17 protein-coding genes and 2 pseudogenes are annotated in these 16,093 nt (G+C 50.9%); 8 read left to right on the plus strand and 11 right to left on the minus strand.

Going from position 1 to position 16,093, the window contains the following annotated elements:
* Positions 1-56: 56 nt before the first annotated feature.
* Complete coding sequence (gene uspF / locus ACLHV8_RS11750; protein WP_049006882.1) at positions 57-491, plus strand: universal stress protein UspF; 435 nt, start codon at positions 57-59, stop codon at positions 489-491.
* A gap of 53 nt (positions 492-544) precedes the next feature.
* Here uspF and ompW read toward each other — a convergent pair whose 3' ends face one another.
* On the minus strand, positions 545-1,177 hold the full coding sequence (gene ompW, locus ACLHV8_RS11755; RefSeq protein ID WP_049006880.1) for an outer membrane protein OmpW: 633 nt from the start codon (positions 1,175-1,177) through the stop codon (positions 545-547).
* 282 nt (positions 1,178-1,459) lie between these two features.
* Between ompW and ACLHV8_RS11760 the strand changes: the two genes are divergently transcribed.
* The 4 genes from ACLHV8_RS11760 to yciA all read left to right on the plus strand — a co-directional run bounded on the left by ACLHV8_RS11760 (position 1,460) and on the right by yciA (position 3,729).
* Positions 1,460-1,864 (plus strand): YkgJ family cysteine cluster protein, encoded by a 405-nt coding sequence (locus tag ACLHV8_RS11760; protein WP_049006878.1) that lies wholly within the window; start codon positions 1,460-1,462, stop codon positions 1,862-1,864.
* 25 nt (positions 1,865-1,889) lie between these two features.
* Positions 1,890-2,633 carry a YciC family protein gene (locus ACLHV8_RS11765; protein ID WP_208595103.1) on the plus strand — a complete coding sequence of 248 codons (744 nt, stop codon included), beginning with the start codon at positions 1,890-1,892 and terminating at the stop codon, positions 2,631-2,633.
* Between the two features lie 56 nt (positions 2,634-2,689).
* The gene (locus tag ACLHV8_RS11770) at positions 2,690-3,229 is read left to right on the plus strand and encodes a septation protein A (protein WP_049006874.1); all 540 of its coding nucleotides are present in this window, start codon (positions 2,690-2,692) and stop codon (positions 3,227-3,229) included.
* Positions 3,230-3,333: 104 nt separating this feature from the next.
* Complete coding sequence (gene yciA, locus ACLHV8_RS11775) at positions 3,334-3,729, plus strand: acyl-CoA thioester hydrolase YciA (protein ID WP_008502796.1); 396 nt, start codon at positions 3,334-3,336, stop codon at positions 3,727-3,729.
* Positions 3,730-3,764: 35 nt separating this feature from the next.
* Here yciA and tonB read toward each other — a convergent pair whose 3' ends face one another.
* A complete protein-coding gene (tonB, locus tag ACLHV8_RS11780; RefSeq protein WP_049006960.1) occupies positions 3,765-4,487 on the minus strand; it encodes a TonB system transport protein TonB in 723 nt (240 codons plus the stop codon).
* 221 nt (positions 4,488-4,708) lie between these two features.
* Here tonB and ACLHV8_RS11785 point away from each other — a divergent pair, with 221 nt between their 5' ends.
* On the plus strand, positions 4,709-5,005 hold the full coding sequence (locus ACLHV8_RS11785; protein ID WP_049006872.1) for a YciI family protein: 297 nt from the start codon (positions 4,709-4,711) through the stop codon (positions 5,003-5,005).
* Between the two features lie 37 nt (positions 5,006-5,042).
* On the opposite strand, the pseudogene leuE reads toward ACLHV8_RS11785, so the two are convergent.
* Positions 5,043-5,677: pseudogene (leuE, locus tag ACLHV8_RS11790) on the minus strand (leucine efflux protein LeuE).
* Between the two features lie 107 nt (positions 5,678-5,784).
* Positions 5,785-5,958, minus strand: a complete 174-nt coding sequence (locus tag ACLHV8_RS11795; protein ID WP_021240326.1) for a YciY family protein — start codon at positions 5,956-5,958, stop codon at positions 5,785-5,787.
* A gap of 144 nt (positions 5,959-6,102) precedes the next feature.
* Here ACLHV8_RS11795 and cls point away from each other — a divergent pair, with 144 nt between their 5' ends.
* Both cls and ACLHV8_RS11805 read left to right on the plus strand, forming a co-directional pair.
* The gene (cls, locus tag ACLHV8_RS11800) at positions 6,103-7,563 is read left to right on the plus strand and encodes a cardiolipin synthase (RefSeq protein ID WP_028018778.1); all 1,461 of its coding nucleotides are present in this window, start codon (positions 6,103-6,105) and stop codon (positions 7,561-7,563) included.
* Positions 7,564-7,596: 33 nt separating this feature from the next.
* Positions 7,597-7,926, plus strand: a complete 330-nt coding sequence (locus ACLHV8_RS11805; RefSeq protein WP_410376889.1) for an HI1450 family dsDNA-mimic protein — start codon at positions 7,597-7,599, stop codon at positions 7,924-7,926.
* Positions 7,927-7,957: 31 nt separating this feature from the next.
* Here ACLHV8_RS11805 and ACLHV8_RS11810 read toward each other — a convergent pair.
* The 7 genes and pseudogenes from ACLHV8_RS11810 to ACLHV8_RS11840 form a co-directional block, all read right to left on the minus strand.
* A pseudogene (locus tag ACLHV8_RS11810) lies at positions 7,958-8,827 on the minus strand (ion transporter).
* Between the two features lie 14 nt (positions 8,828-8,841).
* Complete coding sequence (gene oppF, locus ACLHV8_RS11815; protein WP_028018776.1) at positions 8,842-9,846, minus strand: murein tripeptide/oligopeptide ABC transporter ATP-binding protein OppF; 1,005 nt, start codon at positions 9,844-9,846, stop codon at positions 8,842-8,844.
* On the minus strand, positions 9,843-10,856 hold the full coding sequence (locus tag ACLHV8_RS11820) for an ABC transporter ATP-binding protein (protein ID WP_208595105.1): 1,014 nt from the start codon (positions 10,854-10,856) through the stop codon (positions 9,843-9,845). Before ACLHV8_RS11820 ends, oppF begins: the two co-directional genes overlap by 4 nt.
* 11 nt (positions 10,857-10,867) lie before the next feature.
* Positions 10,868-11,776, minus strand: coding sequence for an oligopeptide ABC transporter permease OppC (gene oppC, locus ACLHV8_RS11825; RefSeq protein ID WP_049006867.1), 909 nt, complete (start codon positions 11,774-11,776; stop codon positions 10,868-10,870).
* Positions 11,777-11,788: 12 nt separating this feature from the next.
* On the minus strand, positions 11,789-12,709 hold the full coding sequence (oppB, locus tag ACLHV8_RS11830) for an oligopeptide ABC transporter permease OppB (RefSeq protein ID WP_028018773.1): 921 nt from the start codon (positions 12,707-12,709) through the stop codon (positions 11,789-11,791).
* An 84-nt stretch (positions 12,710-12,793) separates the two neighbouring features.
* A complete protein-coding gene (oppA, locus tag ACLHV8_RS11835; protein WP_028018772.1) occupies positions 12,794-14,425 on the minus strand; it encodes an oligopeptide ABC transporter substrate-binding protein OppA in 1,632 nt (543 codons plus the stop codon).
* A 771-nt stretch (positions 14,426-15,196) separates the two neighbouring features.
* On the minus strand, positions 15,197-15,844 hold the full coding sequence (locus ACLHV8_RS11840; RefSeq protein WP_021240330.1) for a YchE family NAAT transporter: 648 nt from the start codon (positions 15,842-15,844) through the stop codon (positions 15,197-15,199).
* Positions 15,845-16,093: the final 249 nt, after the last annotated feature.

Raw genomic sequence — 16,093 nt, forward strand, 5'->3', positions numbered from 1 at the left:
TGTCATTACAACAGCACTACACTTTAGGTGGATAAAAAACAAACAGGAGGTGTGGCATGTTTAATTCGATTCTTGTTCCTGTCGATATCTCTGAGAGTCGCCTGACCGAACAGGTGATCCCTTATGTACAGGCAAACGCAGCAATCAGTAACGGTAAAGTTCATTTTCTGACGGTCGTTCCCTCTTTACCCTACTACTCCTCTCTTGGGCTGGCCTATTCCGTTGAGATGCCAAAACTTGCGGAAATACAGCAGGAGGCGCTGGAGAAACTTAATGAGATGGTTAAGCAGTTCAATCTGCCCGCAGACCGCGTTCAGACACATGCCATTTCAGGCGCGCCTAAAGATCAGATCCTGAAACTGGCCGACAGTATCAACGCAGACCTGATCATTATTGCCTCTCATCGGCCTGATATTACTACCTATCTCTTAGGCTCAAACGCGGCAGTCGTTGTCCGCCACGCAAAATGTCCGGTGCTGGTTGTGCGCTAGGGGAAATTCCGCAGAAAGACTGGCCGTTTTATGGCCAGTCTCAGGTGATGAAATTAGAAACGATAACCCGCGGAGAACATAAATACCCACGGGTCCAGGCGAGTACTGATACTTTGCTGTTGACCGCCTGCTTTGAAGCGTACGTCCGTATCAATATCCATGTACCAGACTGAGGCGTTAATTAACCAGTCACGGTTAATCAGATAATCAAGACCTACCTGCCCGGCCATGCCCCAGGAATCTTTCAGACTGAGGTCTGACAGACCCGCCTCTTTACCGGTATCGTTAAATTTCTCATCAAAGAAGGTTGTGTAGTTCACACCGGCGCCAATATACGGACGCACTTTGCTGCTGGCATCGCCAAAGTACCACTGCGCCATCAACGTTGGTGGTAAATGATGAACTGTGGCGATATCGCCAGTCGGCCCAAGGCCAACGCGATGGCGGAATGGCGTCGCAGCCAGAAGCTCAACACCAATGTTATCCGTCGCCATATAAGTAAACGTTAAACCTAACTGGGTATTATTACTGACGTTAAAACCGCCCATCCCCAGCACATTGTCGGAACCTTCAGTAGGGCGAACCGTAGCCGAACCGGCACGAATAAAGAATTCGCCTGCTTCATGCGCATACGCGCCGCCAGAGAGACTGCTTAATACAAGGGCTGCCACCGCTAATTTTTTCATATCCGCTCCATCGTTGTGGTTTTAATCGCGGGTGAGAATATACTCATAAATGAGTAATAAGTGATCTGCCACAGATCACATTAAAACCAGTAACTTAACATTCATTGATCTGGATTAATTTTTTGTTGCGCACCCAAAACCAATAAGTTGTCTCCATGTCAATTTTTGGCATTTCACGGTTACAAAATTTTCCCTTTTCCCCCTCTTGCTCTTCCTCTGGTGGCTGGATAATTTATCGCTCTCACAAGTTGATTTGATGCGTTCTTCTTTTGCAGGTGTGCCATGAGTGATATGAACCCGTGCATGACGTGCGGAGCCTGTTGTGCGTATTTTCGAGTCTCTTTCTACTGGGCCGAAGCCAGCGATGGCGGCGGTGCCGTTCCGGTTCATCTCACTGAGCCGCTAACGCCTTTTCTGCGCTGCATGAGTGGCACCAACCAAAAACAGGTCCGCTGTGCAGCGCTACAGGGTGAGCCCGGGGTTTCGACCCGATGTTCCATCTATGAGGATCGCCCCAGCCCGTGCAGGGAATTTGCCATGTCGGGGGAAGATGGGCAGGTCAACGAAGCCTGTAACCGCGCACGCGCGCGCGTTGGATTACCGCCGCTTTACAAAGATATGCTTTTCCATACAAGCCTTGATGCTGCCACAGCAGGTGCATCCGGTGTACAATTGCCGGCTAATTAACACCTGCAATACTCAAGGAGAGTGCATGTCTATCACGGCGAAGTCTGTCTACCGTGACACGGGAAACTTTTTCCGCAATCAGTTCATTACCTTTTTACTGATCGCGTTGCTATGCGCCTTTATCACGGTGGTGCTTGGCCATGCGTTCTCACCAAGTGAAGAACAAATTGCCAGCCTGAGCCAGGGCGACCACCTTGCAGGAAGCGTAGGGTTGTTTGAACTGGTACAAAACATGACGCCTGAGCAGCAACAAATTCTGCTGCGGGCTTCCGCTGCATCCACTTTCTCAGGTCTGATTGGTAATGCGGTGCTGGCCGGTGGCGTTCTGCTAATGATTCAACTGGTGTCGGCGGGGCATCGGGTCAGCGCTTTACGGGCGATTGGAGCCAGCGCACCGGTCTTACCTAAGCTGTTTATCCTGATTTTCTTAACCACCCTGCTGGTGCAGATGGGGATTATGCTGGTCGTGGTACCGGGTGTGTTGCTGGCTATCGTGCTCGCTTTTGCCCCAGTGATGATTGTGCAGGATAAAATGGGGATTTTTACCGCAATGCGCAGCAGCATCAGGCTGGCATGGGCTAATATGCGTCTGGTGGCGCCCGCCGTGATCGGCTGGCTGCTGGCTAAAACGCTCTTGTTATTGTTTGCGCCGAATTTTGCGGTGTTAACGCCAAACGTAGGTGCGGTAGTCGCGAATACGCTAAGCAACCTGATTTCAGCGGTACTGCTGGTTTATCTGTTCCGCCTGTATATGTTAATTCGTCAGTAATCCTGATGTCGGGTGCCTTATCGGACCCGGCTCAACACAGAAGATGGAATCACAGAATGAAGCAGTTTCTTGATTTTTTACCGCTCGTCGTCTTTTTCGCGTTTTATAAGCTTTACGACATTTATGCCGCCACCACGGCATTGATCGTTGCAACTGCGGTTGTGCTGATCTACAGCTGGGTTCGCTATCGTAAAGTGGAAAAGATGGCACTGGTGACGTTTGTCCTGGTAGCCGTATTCGGTGGGCTAACCCTCTTCTTCCACAATGATGAATTTATCAAGTGGAAAGTCACTGTGATCTACGCCCTGTTTGCAGGTGCATTACTGATCAGCCAGTGGGTAATGAAAAAACCACTGATCCAGCGCATGCTGGGCAAAGAGCTGACGCTACCGCAGGAAGTATGGTCCCGCCTGAATATTGCCTGGGCGGTATTCTTTATTCTTTGTGGACTTGCCAATATCTATATCGCCTTCTGGCTGCCGCAGAATATCTGGGTCAACTTTAAGGTCTTCGGCCTGACCGCGCTGACGCTTATCTTTACGTTGTTAAGCGGTGTATACATCTATCGTCATATGCCACAGGACGACAACCACTGATTAATGACTGACCAGAACGTCAACGACAGGCGTTCTGGTCTATTCTCTCCGCACGCGAATCATAGTAGCATCCCGCCTGAAGTCTTCCGTTATGAGTTAAAACAATGACAACAACTAACGCCCCTCAGGGCGAACTGGTTTTACGCACACTGGCAATGCCCGCTGACACCAATGCCAATGGCGATATTTTTGGCGGCTGGCTGATGTCGCAGATGGATATGGGCGGTGCAATTCTGGCAAAAGAGATCGCCCATGGACGCGTGGTGACCGTGAGAGTGGATGGCATGACCTTCCTGCGTCCGGTTGCGGTGGGTGATGTGGTTTGCTGTTACGCGCGTTGCGTCAAACGCGGCAACACCTCCATTTCGATCAATATAGAAGTATGGGTCAAGAAGGTCTCTTCAGAACCGATTGGCCAGCGTTATAAAGCGACAGAAGCGCTGTTTATTTATGTCGCAGTGGATAGCGAAGGGAAACCTCGTCAACTTCCGCAAGCCTGATAGACCGAAAAAAAGCCTCCATACGGAGGCTTCTCTTATTCCATCTGTGCCCCGCCATTCAGACGGAAAACAATATTCACTATCAACCCGTTTCCCGGTTTTCCAGCTTCGTATCGCCATCTGCGCATCGCGGATTTCACTTCTCGCTCAAACATATTAGAAGGTTGAGCAGATAATATTTCCACATTATCAACACGACCATCCGCAGTGACGTCGAATTTTACCCTTACGCGCCCTTCAATACGTAATGCCTGAGCTCGAGCAGGATACTGAGGCTGGTTACGACTCAGTGCTCGCGGGCCTGCTGGCGCCGATACTGTCGGCTTAGCGGTTGTCGCCGTGTTGTTCATTGCCGGACGTGAAGGTGCCGCATTCTCTACTGTCTGGGTGGCGCGCGGCTCAACCGGACGCTCTTCGCGTTTCGGACGTTCCTCAACGTTCTTCACCGGCTTTGGCTTCGGCTTAGGCTTTGGCTCCGGTTTAGGTTTGTGGATCACCACAGGTGCTTCCTTCGGCGGCTCCGGAATCGGCTCGGGCTCCGGCTCAGGTTCAGCAACTGGCTGTGGCGGCGCAGGCGCAGCCTGCGGTGGTTCGAGATCCGCTGGTGAAACCATCGTCACAGAAATCGGCTGCGCGGGCGCGGGCATTTCAATAACCTGATGAACCGAGGTATAGAGCAAACCCGCCACGACGGCACCGTGAATAACGACAGAAAGCAGCGTCGGCCAGGGAAAGCGGCGAGGTAAATCAAGGGTCATCGCAGTCATAATCATCAACGTTAAAAAATCGAACATTGATTTTAAATGCAAATAGCAATCATATTCAATAAGACACTTTGTTCTGGCGCAATTTAAGCGCAGGAGAGGCCAAAAAAGGGGCATTCAGATCAGGGTATTAACATTGTTTTTATCTTTGCATTGCAGTCAATTGCCCTTTCACATAACGTAACTGACACTTTTAACGGTTAAGGAGCTTCACCGTGCTTTACGTGATTTACTCTGAAGATGTCGCGGATTCCCTCGAGAAACGTCTGTCTGTTCGCCCTGCCCATCTGGCACGCTTACAGCTGCTGCAGGATGAAGGTCGATTACTGACCGCCGGCCCAATGCCAGCAGTCGACAGCAATGATCCGGGTGCCGCTGGTTTTTCTGGCTCCACGGTTATTGCCGAGTTTGAATCTCAGGAAGCGGCTCAGGCCTGGGCTGATGCAGACCCATACGTTGCGGCCGGTGTGTATGCAAAGGTGACCGTTCGCCCTTATAAGAAAGTATTCTGATACAAAAAAGGCTCCGTCACCGGAGCCTTTTTGGCAATTAATGCAGCGATGCTAACCTTGCCGCAAACCCGACAAACAGCAGCCCTATCAGCCCGTTCCCCAGTTTTGCCAGTTTCTTTTTGGTTTTCAGGTAACGCGTGACAAACGCCCCAGAGAAGATCAGGAAGCTCATATACATAAAGCTAATCAGCTCGAGGGTGGTAGCGAGGATCAGGAAAGAGGTCCCCGTATTTTCCGCATTCACGTCGATAAACTGCACGAAGAACGAGACGTAGAACAGAATCGCTTTTGGATTCGTGAGGCTCAACACCAGCGAACGTTTCATGATCATGCTGGCGGGCTCGGCGCCGCTCTCGTGGGCATGATTCTTACGGGTGATCACCGACCAGAGCATTTTGCCCCCCAGCCAGAGCAGATAAAAAGCCCCGAGATAGCGCACGATGTTAAACAGTACCGGCGTGGTCTGGATTAATGCCGCAACACCCGCCCAGGCCAGAAACATCAGTACCGCATCGCCGATAAATACACCTGTCGCGGCGAGGTACCCTTTTTTAACGCCGTGACCAATCCCGGTTTGAGCACAAACAGGGTATTCGGCCCAGGTACCAGCACGATAAAAAATGCGCCTACAACGTACGTCCAGAAATTCAGTACACCAAACTCCGCAAACACTTCTCCCTCCTTTTGCTAAAAACAACGGGAATATCGCTGCAAAAACGCTATTCCTAAAAATCAGACGCTATAAAATCAGTGGGCACCTTGCGGTGCCCTCATGGTTATCAGATATCCTGGACTGCGAACAGCAACGCGTTGCGGTGCCGGGTCATTCCACATTTTCTGATGGCGTGAATACGCATATTGCGGCGGGATTGTGCTTCCAGCCAACGTGCCTTGCGACGACTCACCTGTCGCAACATGCGCCAGCGCCCTACTTCAGTTCTACTGCGCTTCATGTCTACAACTCTTTCTCTAACAGAGATGCCATTATAAACCCAACACTACAGCAAACCAGCGCTTTTACCTGGCGTTTTTATTTGCCAGATGAATCCTGATGCGTACACTCATAACAATACGCTTTCAAAAGGATTTTTTAACCTATGACAACCTTCTACACCGTGGTGAGTTGGCTGGTCATTCTGGGATACTGGCTGTTAATCGCGGGTGTGACATTACGCATCCTGATGAAGCGCAGAGCCGTACCCTCTGCCATGGCCTGGCTTCTGATAATCTACATCCTCCCGCTGGTAGGGATCATTGCCTATCTCTCTTTCGGTGAGCTTCATCTGGGCAAGCGCCGCGCCGAGCGTGCCCGCGCCATGTGGCCCTCGACCGCGAAGTGGCTTAACGACCTTAAAGCCTGCAAACATATTTTTGCCGAAGAGAACAGCAGTGTTGCCGCGTCGCTGTTTAAACTTTGCGAGCGCCGTCAGGGGATTGGCGGTGTCAAAGGCAATCAGCTCCAGTTGCTGACCACTTCTGACGATGTTATGCAGGCGTTGATCCGCGATATTCAATTGGCTCGCCATAACATTGAGATGGTGTTTTACATCTGGCAGCCCGGTGGTATGGCCGATCAGGTTGCTGAATCCCTGATGGCCGCAGCACGTCGGGGCATTCACTGCCGACTGATGCTGGACTCTGCAGGCAGCGTGGCATTTTTCCGCAGCCCGTGGGCGGGCATGATGCGTAATGCCGGTATCGAAGTGGTTGAGGCGCTGAAGGTTAACCTCCTGCGTGTCTTTTTGCGCCGGATGGATCTCCGCCAGCACCGTAAGATGATCATGATCGATAACTATATTGCCTACACCGGCAGTATGAACATGGTCGACCCACGCTTCTTTAAACAGGATTCGGGAGTTGGGCAATGGGTTGATTTGATGGCAAGAATGGAGGGGCCGATTGCCACCTCTATGGGTATCGTTTACTCATGCGACTGGGAGATTGAAACCGGTAAACGTATTCTGCCACCACCACCGGACGGCAATATTATGCCGTTTGAAGAGGCCAGCGGGCACACCATTCATACGATTGCATCCGGGCCAGGCTTCCCTGAAGATTTGATTCATCAGGCGCTGCTGACGGCAACCTACTCAGCCCGTGAATACCTGATCATGACCACGCCATACTTTGTCCCCAGCGATGACCTGCTGCACGCAATCTGTACGGCGGCGCAACGTGGTGTCGACGTAAGTATCATTTTGCCACGCAAAAATGACTCCCTACTGGTAGGCTGGGCCAGCCGGGCATTCTTTAGCGAACTGTTGGCCGCAGGGGTGAAAATTTATCAGTTTGAAGGCGGATTACTCCATACCAAGAGCGTTCTCGTCGACGGTGAGCTGAGCCTGGTAGGCACGGTAAACCTGGATATGCGGAGTCTGTGGCTCAATTTTGAAATCACGCTGGTGATTGATGACGCCGGTTTTGGCGGTGACCTGGCGGCAGTCCAGGATGATTATATCTCCCGCTCGCGACTGCTGGATGCCAGACTGTGGGTAAAACGTCCAATGTGGCAGAGAATTGCCGAACGACTGTTTTACTTCTTTAGTCCGTTGCTGTAAAACGTGCCCAACGATGTTAAACAGGTAGTCATCATGGAAATGGATCTGAACAATCGCCTGACCGAAGACGAAACGCTCGAGCAGGCCTATAACATTTTTCTCGAACTGGCGGTTGATAACCTCGATCCCGCAGACGTGATCCTCTTTAATCTGCAGTTCGAAGAGCGCGGCGGTGCCGAATTGTTCGACCCTTCAGAAGACTGGGCTGAGCATGTGGATTTCGACCTTAATCCTGACTTCTTTGCCGAAGTAGTGATTGGGCTGGCCGATGAAGATGGCGGCGAAATAAATGACATCTTCGCCCGCGTCCTGCTGTGCCGCGAGAAAGACCACAAACTGTGCCATATCCTCTGGCGCGAATAGTAAAAAAGGCTGCGATTGCAGCCTTTTTTATTTAATCCGGTAATTCGCTTCCGCAGCGGTTACAAAACCGTGCGCTGTGTTCATGCTCACCCTGATGACAATTCGGGCATTTGCGCTGCTGTTTGCGACTCTGAAAGGCACTGCTCATATGTGTGGTAATGAGCCCTGTCGGGATTGCAATCACCGAATAGCCAATCAGGATCAGCACTGATGCCACAATACGTCCCAATGGGGTATGCGGTGTGATATCACCATAACCCACGGTCGTCACGGTCACGATGGCCCAATAGACCGAGGCATTAAGCGTCGTGAAGCCATATTTTGGCCCTTCTATCAGATACATCAGCGCGCCGAAAACAATCATGACGATGGCAATAAATGAATAGAACAGAATAAGCTGGTGCCGTGCGCTGACTATCGCGCTCCAGAACACGTGCAATGACGGCATAAAACGCAGTAATTTAAGGATACGTAATACCCGAATGACGCGCATCGCTCGTCAGGCAAAGACGTAACTCAGGCTAATTTCCGGCCACAGCCACATCACATAGAGCGGCAGGATGGTCGCTAAATCAATAAATCCCCAAAAGCTGAAAACATATCTGGCCGGGTTGGGCCAGCAAATGACTCTCAGGCAATATTCCGCGGTAAAGACCAGGGTAATCGCCAACTCAAGCCAGACAAAAATATGCCACTCGTCAAACGTCAGGTGGTATTGCGTCCCGACACCAGACTCAATAAAGATCACAACCACGCTGAGCAGCGCAAATAAACCACAGAGGCCTTCGAAGCGTCTCCCGGTTACGGTTTCAGGATCGAATAAAAAATGGTAAAGCCGCCGACGGGCGGGCGTGATTAAAAGCGACACAGTAACCTCGCAAAAAATAAGGGCTGACATCATGTCAGCCCTTGCGATTATAACGGGTCTACTTTCAGGCAGGAAACCGCATGTCGGAAACTGCCTTCCAGAACCGGTCGCGTTTTCGCACATTCCGGCCCGGCCATTGGGCATCTCGTACGGAAGACGCAGCCCGACGGCGGGTTAATCGGTGAGGGTAATTCCCCTTCCAGAAGCTGAATCGTTTTATTCTTTTCCAGATCGGGATCGGGGATCGGTACTGCGGACATCAGCGCTTTGGTATAAGGGTGCAACGGGTTGTGGTACACCTCATCATAGGTGCCCAGCTCCACTGCATGGCCTAAGTACATTACCAGTACGCGGTCCGAGATGTGTTTCACCACGGCCAGATCGTGCGCGATAAAAATGAGTGACAGCCCCATTTCACGCTGCAGTTTCTGCAGCAGGTTGACCACCTGTGCCTGAATGGATACGTCCAGCGCGGAGACGGGCTCATCACAGATGATCAGCTTCGGTTCGAGGATCAACGCACGTGCAATACCAATACGCTGACACTGGCCGCCTGAGAATTCGTGCGGGTAGCGGTTGATAAGGTTAGGCAACAGGCCAACTTTCATCATCATCGCCTTCACGCGATCGCGAACTTCCTGACGAGCCATCTTCGGATGATAAGTACGCAGCGGCTCGGCAATAATCTCACCGATGGTCATACGCGGGTTCAATGATGCCAGTGGATCCTGGAAAATCATCTGGATATCACTACGCACGTCACGCCACTCGTCAGGCTTCATCCCCAACAAGTCTTTACCCAGCCAGGCCACTTTGCCGCCGGTGGCTTTTACCAGACCAATAATGGCGCGCGCGAAGGTGGATTTACCGCAGCCAGACTCCCCTACCACGCCCAGGGTTTCGCCTTCGTACAAACGCAGCGTGACACCATCGACCGCTTTCAGGGTCTTAGATGGTTGCCAGAACCACTGTTTACCGTCTTTGATGTCAAAATGCACTTTAAGGTCAGCGATTTCGAGCAGCACATTGCGTTTTTCATCTAATGCGTTCATACCAACTCCTCCTGCGGCTTAAAGCAGGCGCGCAGGCGGCCTGGTGCAAACGCTTCCAGCGGCGGAGCGCTGTTGCAGATTTCCATCGCATGCGGGCAACGCGGCTGGAACGGACAACCTTTCGGCAGACGCAGCAGGTTTGGCGGGTTACCCGGAATGGTGAGCAGAGATTCCCCTTCCGCATCGAGACGCGGTACCGCATTCAACAGACCAATTGAGTACGGGTGGGCTGGGTGATAGAACACATCACGCGCGTTGCCATATTCCATGGTACGGCCGGCATACATCACCAGCACTTTGTCACAGATGCCCGCCACAACGCCAAGGTCGTGGGTGATCATGATGATCGCTGTGTTGAACTCGCGCTTAAGCTCGTTTAACAGGGTCATGATTTGTGCCTGAACGGTGACGTCCAGCGCGGTGGTGGGTTCATCAGCAATCAGCAGTTTTGGCCGGCACAGCAACGCCATCGCAATCATCACACGCTGACGCATGCCACCAGAAAATTCGTGCGGGAACATACGCATGCGCTTACGGGCTTCCGGCATTTTCACCGCATCCAGCATTTTGACTGACTCTTCAAACGCTTCCGCTTTGCCCAGACCTTTGTGCAGCATCAGGACTTCCATCAGCTGCTCGCCAACACGCATGTACGGGTTCAGCGAAGTCATCGGATCCTGGAAAATCATCGAGATCTGCTCGGCACGCAGCTTGTTCAGCTCATGTTCCGGCAGGTTGAGGATTTCACGTCCGTTGAATTTCGCGGAACCTCCGATAACACCGTTTGCAGCCAGCAGTCCCATCAACGCAAATGCAGTCTGGGATTTTCCGGAACCAGATTCACCAACAATCCCCAGCGTTTCACCTGCACGCAGGTCGAAGTTGAGATCGTTAACGGCGGTTACGTCTCCGTCCGGGGTTTTAAAGGTTACACGGAGATCTTTCACATCCAGCAGAAGTTTGCTCTGCTGTTGCGCCTGCGGCGCAGCGGCCGTTTCAATAATTGTCATGACGGCGCTCCTTAACGGTCTTTCGGGTCGAGGGCATCACGCAGGCCATCGCCGATAAAGTTGAAACAAAACAGGGTAACGACCAGGAAACCCGCCGGATAAAGCAGTAACCACGGAGAGACTTCCATGGAGTTTGCACCATCACTCAGGAGTGCACCCCAGCTGCTCAGAGGCTCTTGCGTACCCAGCCCCAGGAAGCTCAGGAAGGATTCAAACAGAATCATGCTTGGTACCAGCAGTGAAGCATAAACCACCACCACCCCCAGCACGTTAGGAACGATATGGCGAACCACAATATTACCGATTGATACGCCACCCACCTGCGCGGCTTCGATAAACTCTTTGCGTTTGAGGCTCAGTGTCTGTCCGCGGACAATACGCGCCATATCCAGCCAGGAAACCATCCCGATAGCCACGAAAATCAACAGGATGTTCTGGCCAAAGAAGGTCACCAACAGGATAACGAAGAACATGAACGGGAAGGAGTTCAGGATTTCCAGCAGACGCATCATCACGGAGTCCACTTTACCGCCAAGGTAGCCTGAGAGTGAGCCATAGAGCGTGCCCACAATCACCGCCACCAGTGCAGCAGCGATACCGACCATCAGCGAAATACGGCCTCCGATAGCGACTCGTACCAGCAGATCGCGTCCGGAGGAATCCGTACCAAAATAGTGTCCGGACTCCATATCAGGTGCACTGGACATCATGCCCCAGTCGGTGTCGAAATAGGTAAATTGCGACAGCATCGGCGCCAGGGTCACAAACAGCGCGATGATCACCAGTACGGCCAGACTGGCTACCGCGGCACGGTTGTGCATAAAGCGGCGACGCGCGTCCTGCCAGAGGCTACGACCTTCTACTTCCAGTTTTTCACTGAAGTTTTCCAGCGCCTCGCTGTTTTTCTTACTCAACATCATGGCGTGCTCCAGTTAGTAACGGATTTTCGGGTCGATGACGGCATACAGCACATCGACAATTGCGTTAAAGAGAATGGTCAGCGCACCAACGAGAATGGTCAGGCTCAGTACCAGCGAATAGTCGCGGTTGAGCGCGCCATTTACGAACAGTTGACCAATACCCGGCAGACCGTAGATCGTTTCGATAACCATTGAGCCAGTGATGATACCGACGAATGCCGGCCCCATGTAGGAGAGCACAGGCAACAGCGCCGGTTTGAGCGCGTGGCGGAAGATAATCCGACGCATCGGCAGCCCTTTAGCGCGCGCGGTTCGAATGAAGTTCGAATGCAACACTTCGATCATTGAACCACGGGTGATACGCGCAATGCTGGCGATGTACGCCAGAGATAATGCCACCATCGGCAAAATCATGAACTTTAACGCCCCGCCGTTCCAGCCACCGCCAGGTAGCCATTTCAGCGTGATGGCAAATATCATCACCAGTAACGGCGCGACAACGAAGCTGGGTATGACTACCCCAGTCATCGCCACCCCCATTACGGTATAATCCCATTTGGTATTTTGTTTAAGCGCGGCGATAACGCCTGCAGTCACCCCGAGAACAACGGCCAGCAAAAATGCCGCAGCACCCAGCTTTGCCGATACAGGGAAGCTGGAAGCCACCAGGTCGTTAACGGAATAGTCTTTATATTTGAATGACGGTCCAAAATCACCGTGAGCCAGCTGCTTCAGATAATTGAAGTACTGGGTGGAGATAGGATCGTTCAGGTGATATTTCGCTTCAATATTCGCCATGACTTCTGGCGGCAACGTACGTTCACCGGTAAATGGACTTCCCGGCGCAAGACGCATCATGAAGAAGGAAATTGTAATCAGAATAAACAGCGTTGGAATCGCTTCAAGACAGCGACGTAGGATAAATTTAAACATTGCCCGTACCTTCTGGCGTGTGCCTATATATTGTGACGTCGGTTAGACACCGTGGGGCGAGCGAACTCGCCCCACTCATTGCCATTAATGCTTGATAATATACAAGTTTTTAACGTAGATATTATCCATCGGGTCTTTACCGGTATAGCCACCTACCCACGGTTTCACCAGACGGGCGTTGACGTAGTAGTAAACCGGAACGATCGCGGAATCTTTATCCAACTGCAGCTCAGCTTTAGAGTACAGTTCAGTACGCTGTGCTTCGTCAGTTGTTTTCAGCGTGTCGCCAATCAGCTTGTCGAATGCCGGGCTCTTATAGTGCGCGGTGTTGTTCGAGCTGTCGCTCAGCATGGTGTTCAGGAAGGAGGTTGGTTCGTTATAGTCCGCACACCAGCCAGCACGCGCCACATCGAAGGTGCCCTGATGACGGCTATCCAGGAAGGTCTTCCACTCCTGGTTCTCCAGCTTCACGTTTGCGCCCAGGTTCTTTTTCCAGATCGAGGCGACGGCGATAGCCAGTTTTTTGTGCAGATCGGAGGTGTTATACAGCAGGCTGAAGGTCAGCGGCTTATCAGCAGTATAGCCAGCTTCGGCGAGCAGTTTCTTCGCTTCTGCGTTACGCTGCTCTTGCGTCTGTTTGAACCAATCTGGTTCAGTCAGTTTTGCGCCATCAGTGTATGGAGGGGTATAGCTGTATGCTGGCAGATCGCCCTGGTTTTTCACTTTGTTCACGATGATATCGCGATCCAGTGCCAGTTTCAGTGCCGTACGGACACGAACATCGGTGAATGGTGCTTTCTGGTTGTTGATTTCGTAGTAATAGGTGCACAGATACGGATCAACATGCACTTCTTTAGGAATTTCTTTTTTCAGCTTCTGGAACAGTTCAATCGGCATGTTGTTATAGGTCATGTCAATTTCACCGCTACGGTAGCGGTTAACGTCAGTCACTTCGGAAGAAATTGGCAGGTACGTCACCTGATTAATCACGGTTTTCGCGTTGTCCCAATATTGCGGGTTACGCTCCAGAACCATACGTTCGTTGACTACCCAGTCTTTCAGTTTGTAGGCACCGTTGGTCACGATATTGGCAGGCTGAGTCCATTTTTCACCAAATTTTTCCACTGCGGATTTTGGAACTGGAGAAACAGACGGGTGAACAAGCAGCTTATAGAAGTACGGAACAGGTTCGCTCAACGTGACTTCAAAGGTATTCGCATCGATCGCTTTCACGCCCAGGTCGGTGACCGGTTTTTTGCCTGCGATGATGTCATCAATATTGGCAATGTGGCCATATTGCAGGTAGCTCGCATACGGAGAGGCAGTATTTGGATTCGCCAGACGCTGCCAGCTATAAACGAAATCTTCGGCGGTAACCGGCGTGCCGTCTGACCATTTCGCATCTTTACGCAGATGGAAAGTCCAGACTTTGAAATCTTTATTTTCCCATTTTTCTGCCACACCAGGTGCCGGGTGGCCGTCTACGTCAGTCACCAGCAGACCTTCGAACAGGTCGCGGTTAACGTTTGACTCGGGAACACCTTCAATTTTATGCGGGTCAAGAGACTGAACTTCCGCACCGTTGTTACGAACCAACGTCTGTTTTTCAGCCAGTTGAACACCTGCAGGTACGTCCGCAGCCATTGCAGCGTTGCCCGCGATTAGCGCAGTTAAAATCCCCGCCGCTACCAGATTTTTTTTTGTGATGATGGACATTGTGTTGGTACTCCACTCATTATAATGACTGGCCTTCGCCAGCTGTGTAATCCCCTGTTGGGGCCTGTACAGCGCAGGAGTTTTTTTTGCTGCTGCCAGGTTCTTCTTTTTTACTTCTTGCTATCACCGACTTTTTTATTACTGACCGCTCGTATGGCCGTCTTGCGTCGATTCTTTACAGGCCTCCCCTGTTTGAGACCTGCGCTGGATATCTGAGAAGAGAAGCATATGAAAATAATTCTCATCTACTTGTTTTATGCTGCAAAATAGTAGGCCGGAAAGTATCAAATGGCGTAAACGCACGCCAATACATTTTGCAAATTTGTTAAGCAATTCTCTTTTACGGTGAGAACCGTATCGTTGAGGGCAGCCCTGCCAGACATCAAACGCCACTAAAAAACATGACATTCAATAAGATAGAGGAAACCTCCTCTACAAGCGCGTCGCTGCGCTATCATCGAGTGTTTTTGTACAAAAATTTAACAACTGGTTATTATTTAGCACATTCATCTAGGGGAATGTTGAAATTACTAATATCATTTCGGTTATATCTCAGCAAGCCCCAGAGTATCATGTGAGTAAAATAACAGAGCGATCGAAGGTTTTCTGCGCAGGCGGGTTGGAAGGAAATTAATAACTTATTGAAATACAAGAGATGAACATTATTAGTAGAATTTATTATGATATGTGAGCATTTCAACTTTAGTTATATGATTTACTGATAATCACGTAAAAAAACGGAGCTGTAGCTCCGTTCTTTCATATGAAATATTAGTGTAACAAGCCGGGGAAAATGCTTTTAATACCGGTGACAATAAATTCGATCCCTAACGCCATCAACAGCAGGCCCATGATACGGGTTATAACGTTGATGCCCGTCTGCCCCAATAAGCGCACCAGCCAGGGCGCCATGCGGAATACTCCCCAGCAGCAGAGCGCGAAAATGGCAATGGCCACGGAAAAGCCAATCAAATGCATCAGGCTATGGTAACGCGTGCCCCAGACAATCGTTGAACTGATGGCTCCGGGGCCAGCCATAAGCGGTAACGCCAGCGGTACCACGCCAATGCTTTCACGGATGGCAGTTTCTGACTTCTCCTGTTTGTTCTGTTTATCCTCACCCAGCTTACCGCTGATCATAGACATGGCGATGGTCACAACCAGGATCCCACCCGCAATGCGGAAAGAGTCGATCGAAATCCCGAAGAGCTGAAGAATGGCGTCCCCCAGAAAAAGGGAGGTGAGCAATATGATAGCCACTGACAGGTTGGCGGTGAGGTTGGTCTTGTTCCTGGCCGCCGCCGTCTGGTAACTGGTCATACTAATGAAGACAGGAATGATCCCCACCGGGTTGACCAGGGCAAACAAACCAATAAAAAATTTAAAATACGTTGGAAAATCAAAGAGCGTTTGGATCACGTTTTGCTCCGCTTATGCGCATGCCCGGGACTGACAATTTGTCATGTGAAATCGCGCTGAAGATACCCTTTTTATTAGCATACTTCACTCGAAACCTGTGCCAAAAAGTTATCATTTCAGGATGTTAAACATATGTAGAATCAATGATAGCGCCACTTCCAATACTTACGTAATTATTTAACACTGGAAAAATCTCAAAGAAATAACCCTGCTGAAAGGTATCAGCTTGGGGGAAAATTGACGCAGATC

It is taken from the genome of Enterobacter sp. CPE_E863 (genome assembly GCF_046521465.1).
Taxonomy (GTDB): domain Bacteria; phylum Pseudomonadota; class Gammaproteobacteria; order Enterobacterales; family Enterobacteriaceae; genus Enterobacter; species Enterobacter adelaidei.